This window comes from Streptomyces camelliae (assembly GCF_027625935.1).
Lineage (GTDB): Bacteria > Actinomycetota > Actinomycetes > Streptomycetales > Streptomycetaceae > Streptomyces > Streptomyces camelliae.
The window spans coordinates 6,280,698-6,298,441 of sequence record NZ_CP115300.1 but is presented as its reverse complement, the minus strand read 5'-3'; the positions used below and the strand labels follow the sequence as shown (position 1 = coordinate 6,298,441).

Below are 17,744 nucleotides of genomic sequence, written 5' to 3'. Positions count from 1 at the left end.
CAAGTGCTCGTAACTTCGAACGGGACCGTAGATTCGAAGCGCTTCCGCGTCAATGGGTTGGACACAAGCTCATGGGTCGTTCTGGCTTGAACCACACACGTCGGATCGCATGACGCGAACACATCCAGGCGCGTACGCTCGTGACCGGCCGCACACCGGCGGGAAAGGGGAGGCGATGGGCAACGCGGGCGCGCGCGAGCGGCTGGCACGCCTGGCCCCCCTGACGGCATGGCTGCGCCGCTCCCGGTCGGGCTCGGAGATGCGGCTGCTGGCCCGCGGCCTGGCCGCCGCCGTCCGCACCCGGCCCGAGACGCCGGAGGGAGTACGGCAGTTGTGCCGGGCCCTGTGCGAGGCGATGAGCGCGCGGCGCGGCGGACGCCCGGTGGAGCTGCGCTTCGAACGCTTCCCGGACGAGCTCGACGTCACCGGCCTGTGGGTGGAGTTCGCCGACTTCGACCTGGTGATCGTGGAGGAGCGCGCCGAGTCCGTGCAGCAACTGGTGATCCTGGGCCATGAGCTGTGGCACCTGCACGCCGGGCACCGGCACCACCACCTGGCCGACGACGCGGCGGCCCGTGCCCTCGCCGACGAGCCCGGCTGGCGGGAGGCGGCGCTCACGGTGGCCGCCCGCAACGGCTCCCGCGAGGCCGACGAGGCCGAGGCGGACGACTTCGGCCACCGCCTGGCCACCCTGTTCCGCGGCCGGCTCGCCGGCACCGCCGGCACCCGCCCCGCCCCGCCCGACGCCGTCCAGCGGGTCCTCGGCTACCGCGGACGTGAACAAGCGAGTGAGCCGAAGGGGCGCGCCCCGAAGGCGCACCGAGCGCATGGAAAAGAGGGCGCCACGCGGTGAGTCAGCCGGCGTTCGACCCCTCGGGATTCCTCAGCGAGTTCTACATCTCCTTCTGGATCCCCACCGCCGTGCTCACCGCCGCGCTGGTGATCAAGCTGCCCACGATCATCCGGCTGTGGCGGGACCCGCTGCTGCGCTCGGTCGGCGGGCTGCTGCTGCTCGCCTGCGCGGTGTTCGTGTTCTGCACGCCGTCCACGATCCACCGCGTCAACCGGCTGACCGGGGTGCCCAACATCTCGGCGCCCTGGTGCTACTCGCTGATCACCGCGATGTCCGCGGCCGGCCTGCTGCTGATCGTGACCTGGCGCAACGGCCTGTCCGACCGCTCGGCCGCGACCCGGCGGGCGGTGCGCCGGGTGGTCTCGGTGTACGCCGGGGTGATCGTGGCGCTGTGGGTGCTGTTCCTGCTCGCCGACGCGCCGGTGGAGCGGGTACGGGACCTCGACACGTACTACGCCGGTACGCCGTTCATGCGCGAGGAGATCCTGCTGTACCTCTTCGCGCACGCCGCCGCCTGTCTGATCGCCTCCCGGCTGATCTGGAACTGGGCGCACTCCGAGGGGCTGGACGCGTGGCTGCGCTGGGGGCTGCGGCTGCTGGGCGCCGGATACGGGCTCAACCTGGTCTTCAGCGGGGCCAAGCTGACGGCCGTCGGCGCGCGGTGGACCGGGCACGATCTGGACTGGCTGAGCACGGATCTCGCGCCGCCGGTCGCCTCCGTCACCGCGATCCTCGTCGCGACCGGCTTCATCCTCCCGCACGCCGGCCAGTACCTCCACGACCGCTGGCTCGTCCGCCGCGCGCACCGCGAACTCCGCCCGCTCTACCGGCTGATGCGCACCGCGAGCGGCGACAGCGTCCCCTTCATGCTCCGCGCCACACCGGAACTGCGCCTGACCCGCCGTGAGACGTTCGTCCGGGACGTCCTGCTTCCGCTGGCCCGCTACCTCGATGCCGACCTGGACCGCAGGGCGTACGACGCCGCGCTCGCCCTCGGGCATCCCCCGGAGCGAGCGCGGGCGCTGGCGTCGGCGGTGGCCATCCTGGACGCGATCGACAGCAAGCGCCGCACCCCGGACCCGGCCGAGCCGGCCACGGGCACCGACCCCACGAGCCTGCTCCGCGACATCGCCCCGATCTCGCGGGCCCTGCGCAGGCCGGAGGAGATCGAGGCGGTGCGGGCGGCGGCGGGGGCGCGGGTCAGCCCTGGAACGCCGGTTGGGGCAGGCCCCGACCCGCGTCCGGAATGACCAGGAGCGAACCCGACAGGGGGTCCGGGGACTCCAGGCCGACCCGAGCTGTCGTGACGTACAGGTCGGTCAAAGCGGCGCCTCCGAAGGCGCACGCCGTCGTACGCGGTGCCGGCAGGGTGATCACCCGGTCCAGGCGGCCGTCCGGCGTGTACCGCCGTACCGCTCCCCCGTCCCACAGCGCCACCCACACACAGCCCTCCGCGTCGACCGTCAGGCCGTCCGGATAGCCCGCGCCCTCCTCGATCTCCACCAGCGGGCGGCGGCCGGTCGCGCGCCCGCCGTCGTAGTCGAAGACGTCGACACGGCGGGTCGGGGTGTCCACGTAGTACATCAGGCGGCCGTCCGGGCTCCAGCCCGTGCCGTTGCTGACGGTGACGTCGGGGAGGATCGTCTCCGCCGTACCGTCGCCGGTCAGCCGGCTCAGCGTGCCGCCGCCGGCCGCCTCGTCGTACCGCATGGTGCCCGCCCACAGCGACCCGTCCGGTGCCACGGCGGCGTCGTTCGCGCGGCGCCCCGGGACCGGCTCGTGATGCAGCCAGCGGAAGCTGTCGTCGGGGTCCAGCAGGGCCACGCCGTCCCGGAGGTTCAGCACCAGGCCGCCGCCCGCTCGTGGCTTGGCCGCGCCCACGTGCTGCTCCGTCGTGCGCGTCGTACGGCGGCCGGTCGCCGGATCGTACGTGTGCAGCCGCATGCCCAGGATGTCCAGCCAGAGGAGGCGACCCGTCGCCGGATCCCACGTGGGGCCTTCGCCGAGGGTCGCCTCCGCCCGCACCGCGACCTCGTACCCGGCGCTCATTCCGCGCCCCGGTGGCCCAGCCGCTCGGACAGGTCCGCCGCGCCCTTCGCCGCCAGCTGCTCCAGCTCCGCCCGGCGCTCGTCGCTCCAGCGGATCATCGGCACGGAGATGGACAGGGCGGCGACCACCTGGCCGGTGCGGTCGCGCACCGGGGCCGCCACGCAGCTCACGTCCGGGTTGGACTCGCGGTTCTCCACCGCGAGCCCCCGCTGCCGGATCTCCGCCAGCGCCTCACGCAGCGCGGCCGGGTCGGTGATGCTGTTCGGCGTCATCGCGGTCAGCTCGGCGTCGTCCGGGATCCGCGCCGTCAGCTCGTGCTGCGGCAGCGAGGCCAGCAGCATCTTGCCGACCGACGTGCAGTGGGCGGGCAGCCGGCGGCCGGCGGCGGACACCATGCGCACCGCGTGCGTGGAGTCGACCTTGGCGATGTAGATGACGTCGGTGCCCTCCAGGATCGCCACGTGCACCGTCTCGTCGCAGGTCTCGGCGACCGACCGGGCCACCTGCTGCCCCTCGGCGGCGAGATCGAGGTGCTCGGCGTAACGGCTGCCGAGCTGGTACGGGCGTACACCGAGCCGGTAACGTCCGGGCTGTCCCTGGACGGGCACGATGTACGAGCGTGCGGCGAGCGTGGTGACCAGCTCGTGCACGGTGGTGCGCGGCAGCTGGAGCTTGCGCACGATGTCGGGGGCGGAGAGTGTCCCGTCTCCGTCGAGGAACAGCTCCAGAATGTCCAGAGCCCGGGTCACGGCAGGCACGAGGCGTCCCACGTCCGGCCCCCTCCCTTGGGTCTAAGCGCCCGCTCGACATCCCTCAGATGTTCGAGATATCAACAGGCGATCGGCATGACGAACACAGGCTAATCATGGGGAGGTGTACGGGCAATGCCCGGAGCACGCCGGGCACCATGAAGGGCATGTACGTCGACTTCCAGCTGGTGCTGCTGCGCCGCATGGCCGACCACAATCCGGACCTGGTCGAGGACGCCCGCCGGCGGCTCGGGGCGTCCCTCGCGGACATGCGGGAGGCCAACAAGCGGTGGCAGGCGATGGTCCGCTCCCCCCGCTCCCGCTCCGCCGCCGCCCGGTACCGCTCCGTCCTCGGCGAGCCCGAGTCCGTCCTCCCCCGCCGCCTCGGCGACGTCGACTGCGAGGCCCGCCGCTGGGCCCTGCCCCTCTGGCCCGACCTGCGCTTCGAGGCGCTGGTCGGGCCGGACGGGGCGGTGTGGAACGAGTGGCTGGTACGCGCCCCGGGCGCCCCCGCGCCGAAGCTGGAGACCCTGGACGACCTCGCCCCCTGGTCCTGCACGGTGGACGAGGCCGCCCGCGCCTTCGCCCCGGCCCGCCCGCTGGAGGGCACGGCCCCCACCCGCTGGGGGCTCGCCTTCACCGCCCCGGACCGGGAGGGCGTACGGCACGAGGTGGTCGCCGAGTTCACCTGGGGGCTGCTCCAGCGGACGGCAGTCGTACGCGGGTAGCTCAGTCGTCGAAGCCCGTCGCCCGGGTCCGCTTCTCCCAGGCCGTGACGTCCTCCCGTACCTGGTCGAGGTGGGCGAGGACCGCGCTCACCCCGTCGTCGCCGAGCGGCAGCCGCAGCGGGGTCCGCTCCGCCTCCAGCGCGGCCAGGATGAGGGCGGCCGCCTTGGCGGGGTCACCGGGCTGGCCGCCGTGACCGCCGGCCACGGCCGCCCGCGTCTCGCCGACCTTCGCGTACACCCCGCTGTCGTCGCTGCTCCCGGCCCGGCCGGCCTGGAACAGCGAGGTCCGGAACGCGCCCGGCTCCACGATCAGCACCTTGATCCCGTACTCCGCGACCTCGTCCGCGAGCGCCTCGGAGATGCCCTCCAGCGCGAACTTCGTCCCGCTGTACGCGCCGAAGCCCGCGAAGGACATCTGCCCGCCCATGCTGCTCAGCTGCACGATCGCGCCCGAGCGCCGCTCCCGCATGTGCGGCAGCACCGCCCGCACGAGCGCCGTGGGACCGAAGACATGCAGGTCGAACAGCTCGCGCAGCTCCTGTTCCGTGGTCTCCTCGACCGCGCCCACATGCGTACGGCCCGCGTTGTTGACCAGCACGTCGATCCGCCCGTGCCGGGCCACGACGTCCCGCACGGCCTCCTCGATCGCGGCGGTGTCGGTCACGTCCAGCCGGAGCGCCTCCACCTGGTCGGGATGGGCGGCCACCAGGTCGTCCAGGGCCTCCGGGCGCCGGGCCGCGCCGACCACCACATCGCCGGCGGCGACGGCCGCCTCGGTGATCTCCCGCCCGAAGCCACTGGTCGCCCCGGTCACCAGCCACACCTTGTTCATCGCAACTCCCCGCGGTTCCTCGTTTCCTGACACGAACCACCCTGCCGCGCCGTGCCGTTGCCCGTCCAAGACCCTTGGTGATAACCAACGGCTATGACGATCGACGTCCATGCCCGCGATCTGCGCTACTTCGTCGCGGTCGCCGAGGAACTGCACTTCACGCGCGCGGCCGAGCGGCTCTACGTCTCACAGCCGGCGCTGAGCAAGCAGATCCGGGTGCTGGAGCGGCAGTTGGGGGCGGAGCTGTTCCGGCGCGACCGGCACGGGGTGGCGCTGACGGCGGCGGGCGAGGCATTGCTGCCCCACGCACGGAACGTGCTGTCGGCATGGGAGGCGGGCGCGGCGGCCGTGGAGGCGGCCAAAGTGGCCCAGCGCAGCACGCTCGTGGTGGGCATGAGCACCAGTCCGGGCCGGGGCGGGCTGCTGCCGGCCGTCCGCTCCCGCTTCACCGCCGCACACCCCGAGGTCACGGTCCGGCTGCGGCAGCTGACCTGGGACGATCCGACGGCGGGCCTGGCGGACGGCGAGACGGACGTCGCCTTCGTCTGGCTGCCGCTGCCGGACGAGGAGCGCTACGACTGGACGGTGGTCGCCGAGGAGCCCCGCCTGCTGGCCCTCCCGGAGACGCACCCGCTGGCCACCCGTCCGGAGCTGGACTTCACGGACGTCCTGGACGAGCCGTTTCTGGCCCTCCCGGCGAGCGCGGGCCGGCTGCGGGACCACTGGCTCGCCCTGGACGCCCGCGCCGGCCGGCCGCCCCGGATCGGCGCGGAGATCTCCGGGGCGGAGGAGACGTACGAGGCGCTGGTCGCGGGCCTCGGGGTCTGCCTGGTGGCCGAGGGCAACGCCCCGCTGATCACCCTGGGCGGGGTCGTCACCCGCCCGGTCCGGGGCATCGGCCCCAGCCGCTATGTACTGGCCTGGCGGCGGGACGACGCGCACCGGCCGCTGGTGCGGGCGTATGCGGAGGCGTGTCGGCAGACGGTCAGCCGGTGACGCCTTCGCCGGCAGCCACCAGGACCGCCTTCACCACGTGCTCCAGCGACCCGGGATGCAGCCACAGGAACAGATTCGGCTCCACCAGTTCCAGCTCCATCAGCCGGGGCGTCCCGTCCTCTGCGTCCACGAGGTCCACGCGCGCGTACAGCAGCTCGGGCGCGCCGGGAACGGCCGCCAACGCCCGTTCGGCGACGGCGAGTTCGTCCGCCGTCGGCTGCCAGCGCGTCAGGTCGGGATGGGCCACCTTCTCCGCGTCGTACGGCGTGCCCGGCGCGAGGACGGCGCCCTTGCGGCTGGCGTGCAGCAGCCGGCCGCCGAAGAACTGCAGCGCCCGTTCCCCGCTGACATCGATGCCCCGGACGTACGGCTGCACCATCGCCGTGAAACCCTCGGCGTGCATCCGCGCGAGCTGCCGTACGGCGATGTCGTGCTCGCCGGGCGTGTACCGGGCGGCGAACCGCGCCCCCGCGCCCGAGGTCGGCTTGATCACGTACTCGTGCCCGTCGGGCAGCTCGGCGGCCTCACCGGGCGCTATGTACGACGTGGGCACGGTGGGCACACCGGCCGCCGCCAGCTCTCCCAGATACCGCTTGTCCATGCTCCACCGGGCCACGTCCGCCGGATTGGCGAGCCGGGTCACCCGCCCGACCCGCTCCACCCAGTCCGCGAACTCGGCGGCCCGCCAGCTGTAGTCCCAGGTGGACCGTATGAGGACCAGGTCGTACCCGCCCCAGTCGGCCCACGGGTCGTCCCAGTACTGGGCCTCGGCCTCGACCCCGCGCTCCAGCAGCGCCCGCACCAGCACCGGCAGATCGTTGTCCCGGTGCGGCTCGGCCCCGGGGTCGTAGGTGGCGAGTGCGATGCGGGGCACGGCGGGACTCCCTGTCGTACGACGGTTCGGTCCCGGTGAGGCTAACAACCCTGCCCATCCGGTACCTAGGGTAGGAAAGGTGCCGACAGTGCCGACAGTAAGGAGTGCTCCGCGTGTCCTCCCTCTTTCCCGCCCTGGCGGACGGTCCGGGCGAGCGCAGCGAGCTGGGGATGCCCCCGGGCGAAGTCCGGGGGAGGGTCGCCCTGCGGTTCGGTGAGCGGTCTTTGACGTACGGCGCTCTCGCGGGGGCCGCCGGTGCGCTCGCCGGGCGGGTGCGCGGGGCCGGCCGGGTCGCCGTGTGGGCCACCCCGGAGCTGGAGACCGCCGTCGCCGTGACGGGCGTGCTGCTCGCCGGGGCGGCCGCCGTGCCGCTGAACCCGAGGTCGGGTGAGAAGGAGCTCGCGCACATCGTCTCCGACAGCGCGCCCACGCTGGTGCTGGCCGCGCCGGGTGCCGAACTCCCGGCCGGTCTCGGCCACTTGACCCGGATCGACGTGGACGCGTCCGCCGCCGGGACCGTCCCCGACACGGAGGTCACCGACGCGGACCCCGCCCTGATCGTCTACACCTCCGGCACCACCGGCCCGCCCAAGGGCGCCGTCCTGTCCCGCCGGGCCCTCGCGACCACGCTCGACGCCCTCGCCGACGCCTGGCAGTGGACCGAGGACGATGTGCTGGTGCACGGGCTGCCGCTGTTCCACGTCCACGGACTCGTCCTGGGCATCCTGGGCCCGCTGCGGCGCGGCGGTGGCGTCCGGCACCTGGGGCGGTTCAGCACCGAGGGGGTCGCCCGGGAGCTGGCCGCCGGCGCGACCATGCTGTTCGGCGTGCCGACGATGTACCACCGCATCGCCGAGGCCCTGTCCGACGACCCCGAGCTGGCCAAGGCGCTCGGCCGGGCCCGGCTGCTGGTGTCGGGCTCGGCCGCGCTGCCCGTGCACGACCACGAGCGGATCGCGGCGGCGACCGGGCGCCGGGTCATCGAGCGGTACGGCATGACCGAGACCCTGATGAACACCAGCGTCCGGGCCGACGGCGAGGCCAGGGCCGGCACCGTCGGCGTGCCGCTGCCCGGTGTCGAGCTGCGGCTCGTGGAGGAGGACGGAACGCCGATCACCGCATACGACGGGGAGAGCGTCGGCGAGATCCAGGTGCGCGGCCCGAACCTGTTCACCGAGTACCTGAACCGGCCCGACGCCACCGCCGCCGCCTTCACCGCCGACGGCTGGTTCCGGACCGGCGACATGGCGGTGCGCGAGCCCGACGGCTATGTGCGGATCGTCGGCCGCAAGGCCACGGACCTGATCAAGAGCGGCGGGTACAAGATCGGGGCCGGCGAGATCGAGAACGCGCTGCTGGAGCATCCGGGGGTGCGGGAGGCCGCCGTCACCGGCGAGCCGGACGCCGACCTGGGCGAGCGGATCGTGGCCTGGATCGTCCCGGCCGACCCCGAAACCCCGCCCGCCGCCGAGGAGTTGGCCGATCACGTGGCCCGCCGCCTGGCCCCGCACAAGCGCCCCCGCGTGGTCCGCTACCTGGACGCCCTCCCCCGCAACGACATGGGCAAGATCATGAAGCGCGCGCTGGTGGCCGATGCCTGAGCGCCGCTCGGCGCGCGAGATCCTGACCCTGGTCACGGATCCCGGCAGCTTCACCGAACTCCCCTGTCCGGCACGGCAGTCGAAGACCGACGGCCCCCTCGCCTGGGAGGGCTACGACGCCTCACGCGCCCGCGCCGCCGCCCGCACCGGCGAGGAGGAGTCGGTCGTCTGCGGCACCGCCCGCGTCGACGGCACCCGAGCCGTGCTGATCGTCTTCGAGTTCGGCTACCTGGGCGGCTCACTGGGCGAACGCACCGGGGACCGGCTGGAGGCGGCGTACGGCCACGCCCGCGCACACCGGCTGCCGGTCGTGCCGTTGGTCGCGACCGGGGGCAGCCGGATGCAGGAGGGCATGCTCGCCCTCACCCAACTCCAGCGTGTGGCCCGTCAGTCGGCGCTCACCCAGGAGACCGGGCTGCCGCAGATCGCGGTCCTGCGGGACCCGACGACCGGCGGCGGCTGGGCCACCCTCGGCGCGGGCGCGGACGTCGTCCTGGCCCTGCCCGGCGCCCAGGTGGGCTTCGCCGGCTCCCGGGTACGCCCGGCGGACGCCGACCCGGCCGCGTACACGGCGGAGGCCCAGGTGACGGCCGGCGCGGCGGACGCGGTGGTGGCGCCGGAGGCGCTGAAGGGGGTACTGGGGACCTGGCTGCGGCTGCTCACCAGCCCCGCGTTGGAGGCGCCCCCGCCCCCGGCGCTGGGACGGGGAGACCTCCCCGGCACCGGCTGGGCCGCCGTCCAGCGCGCCCGCGCCCCCGAACGCCCCCGTGCGCAGGCCTACTTGGACGCCTACTTCACTCACCGGGTCGCTCTCAGCGGCGACCGGTGCGGCGGTACGGACCCCGACGGCATGCTCTGCGGCTTCGGCGAGCGGGACGGCCGTACCGTGGCCTACGCGGCGCAGACCGGGACGGCGACCCGACCCGCCGGGTACCGCACCGCCGCCCGCCTGATCCGGCTCGCGGACCGGCTCGGGATCCCCGTACTGACCCTGGTGGACACCCCGGGCGCCGCGAACGACGCGGAGGCCGAACGGCAGGGGGCGGGCCCGGCGATCGCGGACGCGTTCGGCGCGGTGGCCGCCGCCCGGGTCCCCCTCACCACCCTGCTCATCGGCGAGGGCGGCTCCGGCGGCGCCCTCGCCCTGGCCGCACCGGGCAACACCTGGGCCACACCGGACAGTTACTTCTCAGTGATCGCCCCGGAGCTCGCGGCGGCCATCCTCAAGCGCCCCGAGGAGGAGGTGGAGACGACCGCCGAGCAGTTGCGGATCCGGCCGCAGGATCTGGTGGAGCTGGGGGTGATCCGGGGGATCGTGAACCCCGCCCAGCCGTAGGTCACATCCTGAGACATCGTCGGTCACAATGGAGGCGGCCGCACATCACCGACACGGGGGCGATGAACACCATGGGCAGACTGGTGGAGTTCACCACGGAGGACGGCATCGCGGTCGTCGTCGAGAGCGTCGAGGGTGGCACCGGGGCCCGGCCCGTCGGCCGTGGTGACGGTCCGGTGGCGCAGGCGTCCCGCACCTTCGAAGGCGCCCTGGACGGTGTGCGCGCGGCGGCCCAGTCCGCGCTGCGGGTGTTCCGCGACGGCACTCTGCGGCCCGACTCGGTGGAGCTGGAGTTCGGCGTGAAGCTGACCGCGGAAGCCGGCGCGATCATCGCCAAGGGGGCGGCCGAGGGGCAGTTGGTGGTGCGGCTGGGGTGGTCGAAGCAGCCTGCGGCCACCGCCGAGCCGGCCGCGGCGGCGAGCGTTCCGGAGCCCGCGTCCGGCTCATGAGAGGAAGGGCTCGGCATCCCCCGGCCCAGTGCCTGATGATCGGGAGCACCGACGCCGAACGCGAGGCCGCCCGCGCGGCCGGGGTGCCGTTCGTCCACGTGGACGGCGAGGGCCACCGGCCGCCCGGTTCGCTGACGAGCCTCGGCCTTTTACCTCTCCTGCGCGCCGCACAGAGCCTGTGACGCGCCCGAGGCCGGGAAGAACCCCCATTCAGCGGCACCCCACCCGGCCCCCTCCAGCAGGCGCCCGCCCTCGCCGCCCGCGCAGGATGCAGTGTGAGAGGCCCGCCAACCGGCCGGGCGCCCCAAGGCCCGTGCACCCGGGAGGTTCCCCGTGACCGTCAGTCTGGAGCAGTTGCGTCGCTGCCACTTCGCCGTCGACCTGGGCGCGGCCCGCACCCGCGTCTACGTGAAGGGCGCCGGTCTCGTCGTCGACCAGCCCTCGGCCGCCGCCATAAACGCCCGTACCGGGGCGCTGATCGCCGTCGGCGAGTTCGCGGAGAAGATGACGGGCCGCACGCCGAGCTACATCAGGGTCGTACGGCCCATCTCCGGTGGCACGGTCGTCGACATCGAGATGGCCCAGCGCATGCTGCGCCAGCTGCTCGGCGACAAGATGCGCCGGACGCTGCGCCGCAACCTCCGGCTGCGCGCGGCGGCCTGCACCCCGCACGACGCCGACCCGCTGGCCCAGCGGGCGACCATCGAGACGCTGGTCGGGCTGGGGGCGCGCAGGGTCGAGCTGGTGGACACGCTGATCGCCGCCGCCGTGGGGTGCGGGCTGCCGGTCGAACGTCCCGAGGCCACCATGATCATGGTGTGCGGGGCGGCGGCCACCCAGGTCGCGGTCCTCTCCCTCGGTTCGATCGTCACCGCCGAGCGGATCCCGGTGGGCGGCGAGGCCGTGGACCACGCGATCGTGCAACACCTGCGGCACGAGCACGAGCTGATGCTGCCCAGCCAGTCGGTACGGCCGCTGCAACTGGCGCTGTCCGGCAACGGGCTGACCTCGCAGGGTCCGGCCCGGACCGAGATCCACGGGCGGGACGTGGCCACCGGGCTCGCGCGCAGCGTCCAGGTCGACACCGCGGCCGTACGGGACGCGATCCAGACCCCGCTGACCGCCGTCCTGGACGGCATCGGCAAGGTGCTGCGCGCCTGCCCGCCCGACCTGGTGGCCGACCTCGCCGACCGCGGGATCATGATGGTCGGCGGCTCGGCGCTGCTGCCCGGCTTCGACCAGATGCTCCGGGAGGCCACCGGGATGCCGGTGCACATCGCCGAGCGGCCCGACATCTGCGCCGCCCAGGGCCTCGGCGAGATGCTGGAGGGCCGGATCGAGCCGCTGATGCTGAACCCGCTGGCCGCCTGAGCCACGTACTCCCCCGGTGTGACCGGCGTGGTGAGCCCCGGTCATCGTTCCCTGGCCCCGGCCACCAGCACCACGGCGACCGCCCCCACCCCCACCAGCAGATACCCGGCCCCGCTGAGGGATCCCAACGTGCCCAGCACCGCGACCCCCAGCGCCGACCCGGCCTGCCGGATGCCGTTGAGCGCGCCCTGGCTGGTCGCCGCGTACTCGGGCGGAGCCGCGACGGCGACCGCGGCGGCGGCACCGGGAATGGAGAGCGTGCCGGCCGCGGCGAGCGCCAGCTCGGCGGTGACGATCAGCGGCAGCGACGGCCGGCCCACCGCACAGGCGAGCAGCACACCGGCGACGACGGTGGCGGTCATGCCGGTCAGCAGGACGGGGCGGGGGCCGTGGCGGGCCACGAGCCGCCCGGTGAAGAACGGCATCACGCACACCGGGAAGGCCAGCGGCAGCGAGGCCAGTCCGGCGCGCAGGGGGGTCAGGTCGTAGGTGCGCTGGAGCCACAGGGCGAGCAGGTACATGCCGCCGAAGTAGGCGAAGCAGGACACCGCGGCGGCGACCATCGCGGACCGTACCCGCGGCAGGGCGAGCAGCGCGGGCGGCAGCACGGGGGCGATGGCCCGGCGCTCCACGACGGCCACGGCGGCGAAGCAGGCGAGCGCGGCGGCGAGCGGCAGCAGGGCGACGGCCGCTGCCCAGCCCTCGGTCCCGGCCTCGACCAGCCCGAAGGTGAGCAGGCCCAGTCCGGCGGTGGACAGCACGAGTCCCGGCCGGTCCAGGGCGCGGGCGGCCCGTACGGGCGGCGCGGGCAGCCGGCGGGCGAGGAGCAGCGCGCCGAGGGCGAGGGGCGGGTTGACGAGGAACACCAGCCGCCAGCCGCCGAGTTCGACCAGCGCGCCGCCGAGCACGGGTCCGGCGGCGGCCCCGAGCCCGGCGACCGCGGACCAGGAGCCGATGGCGCGGGTACGGCGGGCGGGGTCGGGATACAGATGGATGAGCAGCGCCAGGGAGGCGGGCACCAGCCCGGCCCCCGCGGCCCCGAGCAGCGCCCGCCCGGCGATCAGCGCACCCGCACCGGGCGCGAGCGCACATGCCACGGACAGCGCGGCGAACAGCCCGAGCGCCAGGGCGTACACGCGCCGCGCACCCCACCGGTCGGCGAACACCCCGCCGGCCAGCAGCAGCCCGGCGAAGACGACGGTGTAGGCGTCCACGGTCCAGGGCAGCGCGGCGGCACCGGGCCGCAGCGAGGTCTGGATGTCGGGCACGGCGACATTGAGGATCGTGGTGTCCAGCAGGACGAGCAGATTCCCGGTGGCGATCCCGGCGAAGGCGAGCCGGGAGGCAGGGCGGACGGCGGTGTCGGCCGGCGCGGACGGCCGGCATGCGGGGTCGACTGTGGTCATGCGGGCAGCGTGTCCCGGGGGTGGGCGGGCCGGCGACGCCGTAGGTTCGATGGGGGCATCGGAAAGTCCGATGGCCCGGTTGAGGAAGCCCGCACCCGGAGGACGACAAGCCCCCCACGGCGCCCACGGCTTACCCTTCCCTGCGTGGACTCCCGCTACCTCCGAGCCTTCGTAGCCGTCGCAGACAACGGCGGCATCTCCGCCGCGGCCCACGCCCTGGGCTACGCCCAGTCCAGCGTGAGTGCCCAACTCAAGCGTCTGGAAGCCGACTTGGGCGTGAGTGTACTGGTGCGGGCGGGTACCGGCGCGGTGCTCACGGAGGCCGGTGCGCGGCTGCTGCCGTACGCGCGGGAGTCGCTGGAGCTGGAGGAGCGGATGCGGCGGGCGGCCCGCGGTGACCGGACCCGGCTCAGGATCGGCGCGCAGGAGTCGCTGGCCCATGCGTGGATGCCGGAGGTGCTGGCGGCACTGGAGTACGGCGCGGGCGGCCCGGACTCCGGCGCGGACGTCGAGCTGACGGTGGCGCCGCGCGAGGCGCTGGAACGGGCCTTCGGCGCGGGCGAGTTGGACCTGGTGTTCGAGTACGACAACGGCAGTCGCGCGGCCGGCCCGAGCGCGGTCGTCGGCCATGACCGGACCCTGCTGGTGACGGCGCCCGGCCATCCGCTGGCCCACGAGGACAGGGTGACGCCCGACCAGCTCCTGCGCTACGACTTCCTGGTGGCCGAGCGAGGCTGCACCTCGGAGATGCTGGTGGACCGGTTCGGCCGGGACATGCTGGCGGGCGCTCAGCAGACCCTGCTCCAGGGCTCGATGGCGGCTCTGCTGCGCCTGCTCGGCCACGGGCACGACATCACCGTGCTGCCGCAGCTGACGGTCGCGCGGGAGCTGGGGGAAGGCGAGCTGGTCGAGCTGCGGCCGGCCGAGCCGCTCCGCCCGGTCAGCATCGTCGCCCGGTGGCATCCCCGCCTGGGCCCGGCCGAGGGCACCGTACACGCCCTGCTCGCCCTGGCCCGCCGCGCGGACCCCCTCCCGGAAGCGACCCAGGCGGCACAGGCGACCCAGGAGGCACACAGGGCCCGCACGGCCCACGCGTCCTGAGTCCCCACCCCCGGTCGGGCCGGGTCAGTACGGCAGGATGCGCCCGGACGGGGTCCTGCGGTCGATCTCCTGCTCGCGACGCGGAGCGGCGGGACGCCGGCTGACACGCACCCGGATACGACGGTCCATGACGCCCTCCTCAATCCGTACGACCCGGCAGCGGACGCCGGTAGGTGGTGCGTGCCCATGACACGCCCACTTCAAGCGCGAACCGGCCAACTCACCGACGGACTCGACCCGGGGCCGAGCGGGCCTCCAGTCAGGCTTGAGTGGACCGTGAAGGCCGGCACCGGCAGTACCGAGTGCCTCGCCGACCAGGCCACCTCGGACATCCGGTGTGACCCGGGGGACCACTGGGGTGGCAGGGAATGCGGGCGGAGCGGACAATGTTGTACCGCCCAGGGCAAGTGGGGGCATATCCGGGGAAGGTGAACGACCACGGGTATTCCTTTTGGAGCCCACCTGTCGGTGCCGGGCATGTCACCGGTGCGCGGCGTGGGTGTCGAGGCAAGCAGGGCCGCCGGACGGCTGGTGCGGCTCCCGCTGGACGTGGCGGCGGAAGGCGTCGGACAGCTCGCCGGGCATTTCCGTCGTCCCGCGCCCGGTCGGGACACGGGGCAGGACGACCCGCCACCGGCGGAGGGCGACCTGCCGGTTCTGTTGGTGCATGGGCTGGGCGACGGGGAATCGATCGTCGCGCCGCTGCGGCGGGGGCTGGACGGCATCGGTGCGGGGCCCTTCACCACGGTGAGCTACCACGCGTTCGGCCCGGACATCCGTGCGGCGGCCCGGGTCCTGGGTGAGCAGGTGGAGCTGGTGAGTGCCGGCAGCGCCGAGCGGAGCGTGGTCGTGATCGGCTACAGCCTGGGGGGCCTGATCGCCCGCTACTACACGCAGGCGCTCGGCGGGGACGCGTACGTGCCGCTGGTGATCACGCTGGCGACGCCGCACGGCGGGACGGCGGCGGCCCTGCTGGCACCGCCCCATCCGCTGCTGCGCCAGCTACGGCCCGGAAGCGCGCTGCTGGCCGAGCTCGCCGGGCCGGCCGCCGGCTGCCGTACCCGGTTCGTGGCCTTCTACAGCGACTTCGACGAGGTCGTGATTCCCACGTCCAGGGGCCGCATCGACCATCCCGACCTCACGGCCCGCAACGTGCTCGTGCCCGGCGTCGGCCATCTGACGCTCCCGCTGCACCCGCCGGTCATCGACCAGGTCCGCTCACTGCTGACCGCGGCGCGGCAGACCAGGTCCGCCGCGCCCCTCCCGCACGGCCCCGCACTCGACGGAAACGGCCAGTCCCCGAGGCGCAGCCGCCCTTCCCGTGACAGCCGGGCCGAAACAGGGGACGCTGAGAAGTGACCGACACGAACGCCGGCACGTGTGCGGACGGACACCATGGCCTCCTCGCCCAGCCCCGAGAGCGGGACGACGGTGCGCCCGCTTCGCCCCGAGGACGAACCGGGTGTGCGCGAACTGATCGCTGCCGACCGGCTTCCGGGGCAGCCGCACTGCACCCCCGAGACACTGACCGCGGCGTGGTGTGCTCCCGTCCCCCTGGTCGGCCGGGCCATGGCGGCTCGGCCGCAGATCAGCGTGCTCACCGATGCCGAGGACCGCCCCCGCGGGACCCTCGCATGCCTGTCCTGGACCGATGCACCGGCGGGTCAGATCTGCTGGGTCCACGCGTACGAGGACCCCACGGCCCTGCGCGCCCTGATCGGCCACGCTCTCCGCGTCCTGGCCCACTGCCCGCGGATCGAGGCCTTCGTCGGCGCCCCGCCGGGTCCACTGGGGCCGGGCGGCCTGCCCCGCACCCGGCGCCGCGCCACCCACAACGCCCTGGTGCAGACCGACTTCACCGGCCGCTGCCAGGGCCGCTACCTGCACCGCGCGCTCCCCGCCGAGCCCCTGCCGGCCAAACTGGTCGCCGACGTCTTCCCCTGCGACTTCCCGCCGGGCCACCGGCTGCTCCTTCGCGAGGACACCGAACCGGTCGCCGAAGCCGTGGTCGGCACGGGACCCGACCGCACCGCGACGCTCTACTGGATCGAGACCACGCCCACCCGCCGACGCCGTGGCCTGGGCCGCCGACTGCTCGGGCAGGCTCTGGCCCTGCTGGCCGAGCAGGGCGCCACCGAGGTCGCGCTCGTCCTCGACGACGCCCAGCCGCCCACGTGCGAGAGCCAGGCCGCCATCCGGCTCTTCCGCTCCTTCGGCTTCACCCTCGTCGACGAGCTGTGGACCTACCAGCACCGGCGCCCCGAGCCCCGGCGGCCCGGCGCACAGGCAGCCGGCCCGCCGGACGGAAGCCGGTCAGACGCCGGTCAGGCGCCGGTCAGGCGTGGACTCGTTCGGCCGCCGCGAGGACGGTGGAGCGGGCCTGATGACGGCGCTCATAGTCCAGCACCCGCTGGGTGAGGCTCTCTCCCGCCTCGGCGAGCCGCTTGCGGACGTCGCCCGCGTTCATGCCGTCGTAGCCGGGCCAGGGCTCGGGCCCGAGCAGGTCCGCGATCCGGCTCAGGACCGCGGGGCGGGCCGCGTGGAAACGCTCGTACGCGCCGACCGTCGCGAGATCCTTCTGCGACAACTGCGGGAGCCGGTCGACGATCATCCTGGTGCCGAGCCTGCGGTAGTCGGCGATCGGCAGCTCGTCCTCCGAGATCAGAGCGCCCTCCGGCACCCCCTGGAGCCGGTCCACACCCGGCATCCGCTCGGCCGTCTCCCGCAGCCACGTGCTCCAGTCCCGGACCGCCTGCGCGGCGCCGCCGACGCCCACGCCCTCGGCGGCGATCACCTCCGCCTCGGCGGCCAGCACCGCTGCCTCGGCCTGCTGCTCCAGGCAGCCCGCGAGTTCTTCCAGCATCTCCTCGCCGTCACGGCGCACGGAGCCGAGCAGTTCCTCGGTGGCAGCGTCCTCCGCCTCCCGGGCGATACGCTCGGCGGCCCGGCAGATGGCCACAGCGAAGGCGGTGGCCGCGTACTCCTCCTCGACGTTCTTCAGCAGCCGCTGCTCGGTCGCCTTCCCCTGCTGGCTCCGCAACAGAGCGCCCGGCGCGATCATGGCCGCGTCCAAGGGCAGCCGGACTGCCTGCCTGGTGACGTCCCAGGCGTTGCCGAGAACGTTCTGCACGCGCCCACGCGGCTTCAACAGGGCCATGCGTTCGTCAAGGGCGTACACGTTCCCCCGGGCGTCGCCGACACGGCGCTCCATGAGCTCCCGGTACTCCCCGGGGGGTGTGACGGAGAGGTCGGCTTTGAATCGGTCAGCCAGCGCGGCTTGGGCCTCACGGACCTCGCGCAGCGCGGGAACGAGCATGTCTGTGGCTACGGCCATCACGTTTCCTTCGGCTAGGGCGATGCTCGTACGACATCGGGCCAGAGCGACCCCCACCCCCCTCG

At 74.1% G+C, this 17,744-nt stretch carries 17 protein-coding genes; 11 read left to right on the top strand and 6 right to left on the bottom strand.

What is annotated here, in order from left to right; all coding sequences use genetic code 11:
- Positions 1 to 175 precede the first annotated feature (175 nt).
- Both O1G22_RS28835 and O1G22_RS28830 read left to right on the top strand, forming a co-directional pair.
- Positions 176 to 853 carry a toxin-antitoxin system, toxin component family protein gene (locus O1G22_RS28835; protein ID WP_270083981.1) on the top strand — a complete coding sequence of 226 codons (678 nt, stop codon included), beginning with the start codon at positions 176 to 178 and terminating at the stop codon, positions 851 to 853.
- The gene (locus O1G22_RS28830) at positions 850 to 2,103 is read left to right on the top strand and encodes an MAB_1171c family putative transporter (RefSeq protein WP_270083980.1); all 1,254 of its coding nucleotides are present in this window, start codon (positions 850 to 852) and stop codon (positions 2,101 to 2,103) included. The genes O1G22_RS28835 and O1G22_RS28830 overlap by 4 nt, the downstream gene beginning before the upstream one ends.
- Here O1G22_RS28830 and O1G22_RS28825 read toward each other — a convergent pair.
- Both O1G22_RS28825 and O1G22_RS28820 read right to left on the bottom strand, forming a co-directional pair.
- A complete protein-coding gene (locus O1G22_RS28825; protein ID WP_270083979.1) occupies positions 2,054 to 2,902 on the bottom strand; it encodes an SMP-30/gluconolactonase/LRE family protein in 849 nt (282 codons plus the stop codon). The two genes, O1G22_RS28830 and O1G22_RS28825, sit on opposite strands and share 50 nt — an antisense overlap.
- Positions 2,899 to 3,672 (bottom strand): IclR family transcriptional regulator, encoded by a 774-nt coding sequence (locus tag O1G22_RS28820; RefSeq protein WP_270083978.1) that lies wholly within the window; start codon positions 3,670 to 3,672, stop codon positions 2,899 to 2,901. The genes O1G22_RS28825 and O1G22_RS28820 overlap by 4 nt, the downstream gene beginning before the upstream one ends.
- A gap of 146 nt (positions 3,673 to 3,818) precedes the next feature.
- Here O1G22_RS28820 and O1G22_RS28815 point away from each other — a divergent pair, with 146 nt between their 5' ends.
- On the top strand, positions 3,819 to 4,379 hold the full coding sequence (locus O1G22_RS28815) for a hypothetical protein (protein ID WP_270083977.1): 561 nt from the start codon (positions 3,819 to 3,821) through the stop codon (positions 4,377 to 4,379).
- A 1-nt stretch (position 4,380) separates the two neighbouring features.
- On the opposite strand, the gene O1G22_RS28810 is transcribed toward O1G22_RS28815, so the two are convergent.
- Entirely contained in the window at positions 4,381 to 5,211 is an 831-nt protein-coding gene (locus O1G22_RS28810) for an oxidoreductase (RefSeq protein WP_270083976.1), read from the bottom strand.
- Positions 5,212 to 5,304: 93 nt separating this feature from the next.
- Between O1G22_RS28810 and O1G22_RS28805 the strand changes: the two genes are divergently transcribed.
- Positions 5,305 to 6,207, top strand: coding sequence for a LysR family transcriptional regulator (locus O1G22_RS28805; protein ID WP_270083975.1), 903 nt, complete (start codon positions 5,305 to 5,307; stop codon positions 6,205 to 6,207).
- Here the strand turns inward: O1G22_RS28805 and O1G22_RS28800 are convergent.
- On the bottom strand, positions 6,197 to 7,081 hold the full coding sequence (locus tag O1G22_RS28800; RefSeq protein WP_270083974.1) for an ATP-grasp domain-containing protein: 885 nt from the start codon (positions 7,079 to 7,081) through the stop codon (positions 6,197 to 6,199). The genes O1G22_RS28805 and O1G22_RS28800 overlap by 11 nt on opposite strands.
- Before the next feature lie 113 nt (positions 7,082 to 7,194).
- On the opposite strand from O1G22_RS28800, the gene O1G22_RS28795 reads away from it, so the two are divergent.
- The 4 genes from O1G22_RS28795 (at position 7,195) to O1G22_RS28780 (ending at position 11,838) form a co-directional block, all read left to right on the top strand.
- Complete coding sequence (locus tag O1G22_RS28795) at positions 7,195 to 8,682, top strand: acyl-CoA synthetase (RefSeq protein ID WP_428986416.1); 1,488 nt, start codon at positions 7,195 to 7,197, stop codon at positions 8,680 to 8,682.
- Entirely contained in the window at positions 8,675 to 10,018 is a 1,344-nt protein-coding gene (locus O1G22_RS28790; protein ID WP_270083973.1) for a carboxyl transferase domain-containing protein, read from the top strand. The genes O1G22_RS28795 and O1G22_RS28790 overlap by 8 nt, the downstream gene beginning before the upstream one ends.
- A 71-nt stretch (positions 10,019 to 10,089) precedes the next feature.
- Positions 10,090 to 10,467 (top strand): CU044_2847 family protein, encoded by a 378-nt coding sequence (locus O1G22_RS28785; protein ID WP_270086576.1) that lies wholly within the window; start codon positions 10,090 to 10,092, stop codon positions 10,465 to 10,467.
- 333 nt (positions 10,468 to 10,800) lie between these two features.
- A complete protein-coding gene (locus tag O1G22_RS28780; protein ID WP_270083972.1) occupies positions 10,801 to 11,838 on the top strand; it encodes a rod shape-determining protein in 1,038 nt (345 codons plus the stop codon).
- 41 nt (positions 11,839 to 11,879) lie between these two features.
- Here the strand turns inward: O1G22_RS28780 and O1G22_RS28775 are convergent, their stop codons facing one another.
- On the bottom strand, positions 11,880 to 13,244 hold the full coding sequence (locus O1G22_RS28775; protein ID WP_270083971.1) for an MFS transporter: 1,365 nt from the start codon (positions 13,242 to 13,244) through the stop codon (positions 11,880 to 11,882).
- Between the two features lie 144 nt (positions 13,245 to 13,388).
- On the opposite strand from O1G22_RS28775, the gene O1G22_RS28770 reads away from it, so the two are divergent.
- From O1G22_RS28770 to O1G22_RS28760, 3 genes are all read left to right on the top strand, one after another.
- The gene (locus O1G22_RS28770; protein ID WP_270083970.1) at positions 13,389 to 14,345 is read left to right on the top strand and encodes a LysR family transcriptional regulator; all 957 of its coding nucleotides are present in this window, start codon (positions 13,389 to 13,391) and stop codon (positions 14,343 to 14,345) included.
- 495 nt (positions 14,346 to 14,840) lie between these two features.
- Entirely contained in the window at positions 14,841 to 15,704 is an 864-nt protein-coding gene (locus O1G22_RS28765) for an esterase/lipase family protein (RefSeq protein ID WP_270083969.1), read from the top strand.
- Positions 15,705 to 15,725: 21 nt separating this feature from the next.
- A complete protein-coding gene (locus O1G22_RS28760; RefSeq protein ID WP_270083968.1) occupies positions 15,726 to 16,763 on the top strand; it encodes a GNAT family N-acetyltransferase in 1,038 nt (345 codons plus the stop codon).
- On the opposite strand, the gene O1G22_RS28755 is transcribed toward O1G22_RS28760, so the two are convergent.
- Positions 16,681 to 17,679 (bottom strand): hypothetical protein, encoded by a 999-nt coding sequence (locus O1G22_RS28755; RefSeq protein ID WP_270083967.1) that lies wholly within the window; start codon positions 17,677 to 17,679, stop codon positions 16,681 to 16,683. The two genes, O1G22_RS28760 and O1G22_RS28755, sit on opposite strands and share 83 nt — an antisense overlap.
- Positions 17,680 to 17,744: the final 65 nt, after the last annotated feature.

Excerpts from the sequence above, each read along its gene's own strand:
- O1G22_RS28835 (WP_270083981.1), top strand. The coding sequence starts at position 176 with ATGGGCAACGCGGGCGCGCGCGAGCGGCTGGCACGCCTGGCCCCCCTG.
- O1G22_RS28825 (WP_270083979.1), bottom strand. The coding sequence starts at position 2,902 with ATGAGCGCCGGGTACGAGGTCGCGGTGCGGGCGGAGGCGACCCTCGGC.
- O1G22_RS28815 (WP_270083977.1), top strand. The coding sequence starts at position 3,819 with ATGTACGTCGACTTCCAGCTGGTGCTGCTGCGCCGCATGGCCGACCAC.
- O1G22_RS28810 (WP_270083976.1), bottom strand. The coding sequence starts at position 5,211 with ATGAACAAGGTGTGGCTGGTGACCGGGGCGACCAGTGGCTTCGGGCGG.
- O1G22_RS28805 (WP_270083975.1), top strand. The coding sequence starts at position 5,305 with ATGACGATCGACGTCCATGCCCGCGATCTGCGCTACTTCGTCGCGGTC.
- O1G22_RS28790 (WP_270083973.1), top strand. The coding sequence starts at position 8,675 with ATGCCTGAGCGCCGCTCGGCGCGCGAGATCCTGACCCTGGTCACGGAT.
- O1G22_RS28785 (WP_270086576.1), top strand. The coding sequence starts at position 10,090 with ATGGGCAGACTGGTGGAGTTCACCACGGAGGACGGCATCGCGGTCGTC.
- O1G22_RS28775 (WP_270083971.1), bottom strand. The coding sequence starts at position 13,244 with ATGACCACAGTCGACCCCGCATGCCGGCCGTCCGCGCCGGCCGACACC.
- O1G22_RS28755 (WP_270083967.1), bottom strand. The coding sequence starts at position 17,679 with ATGGCCGTAGCCACAGACATGCTCGTTCCCGCGCTGCGCGAGGTCCGT.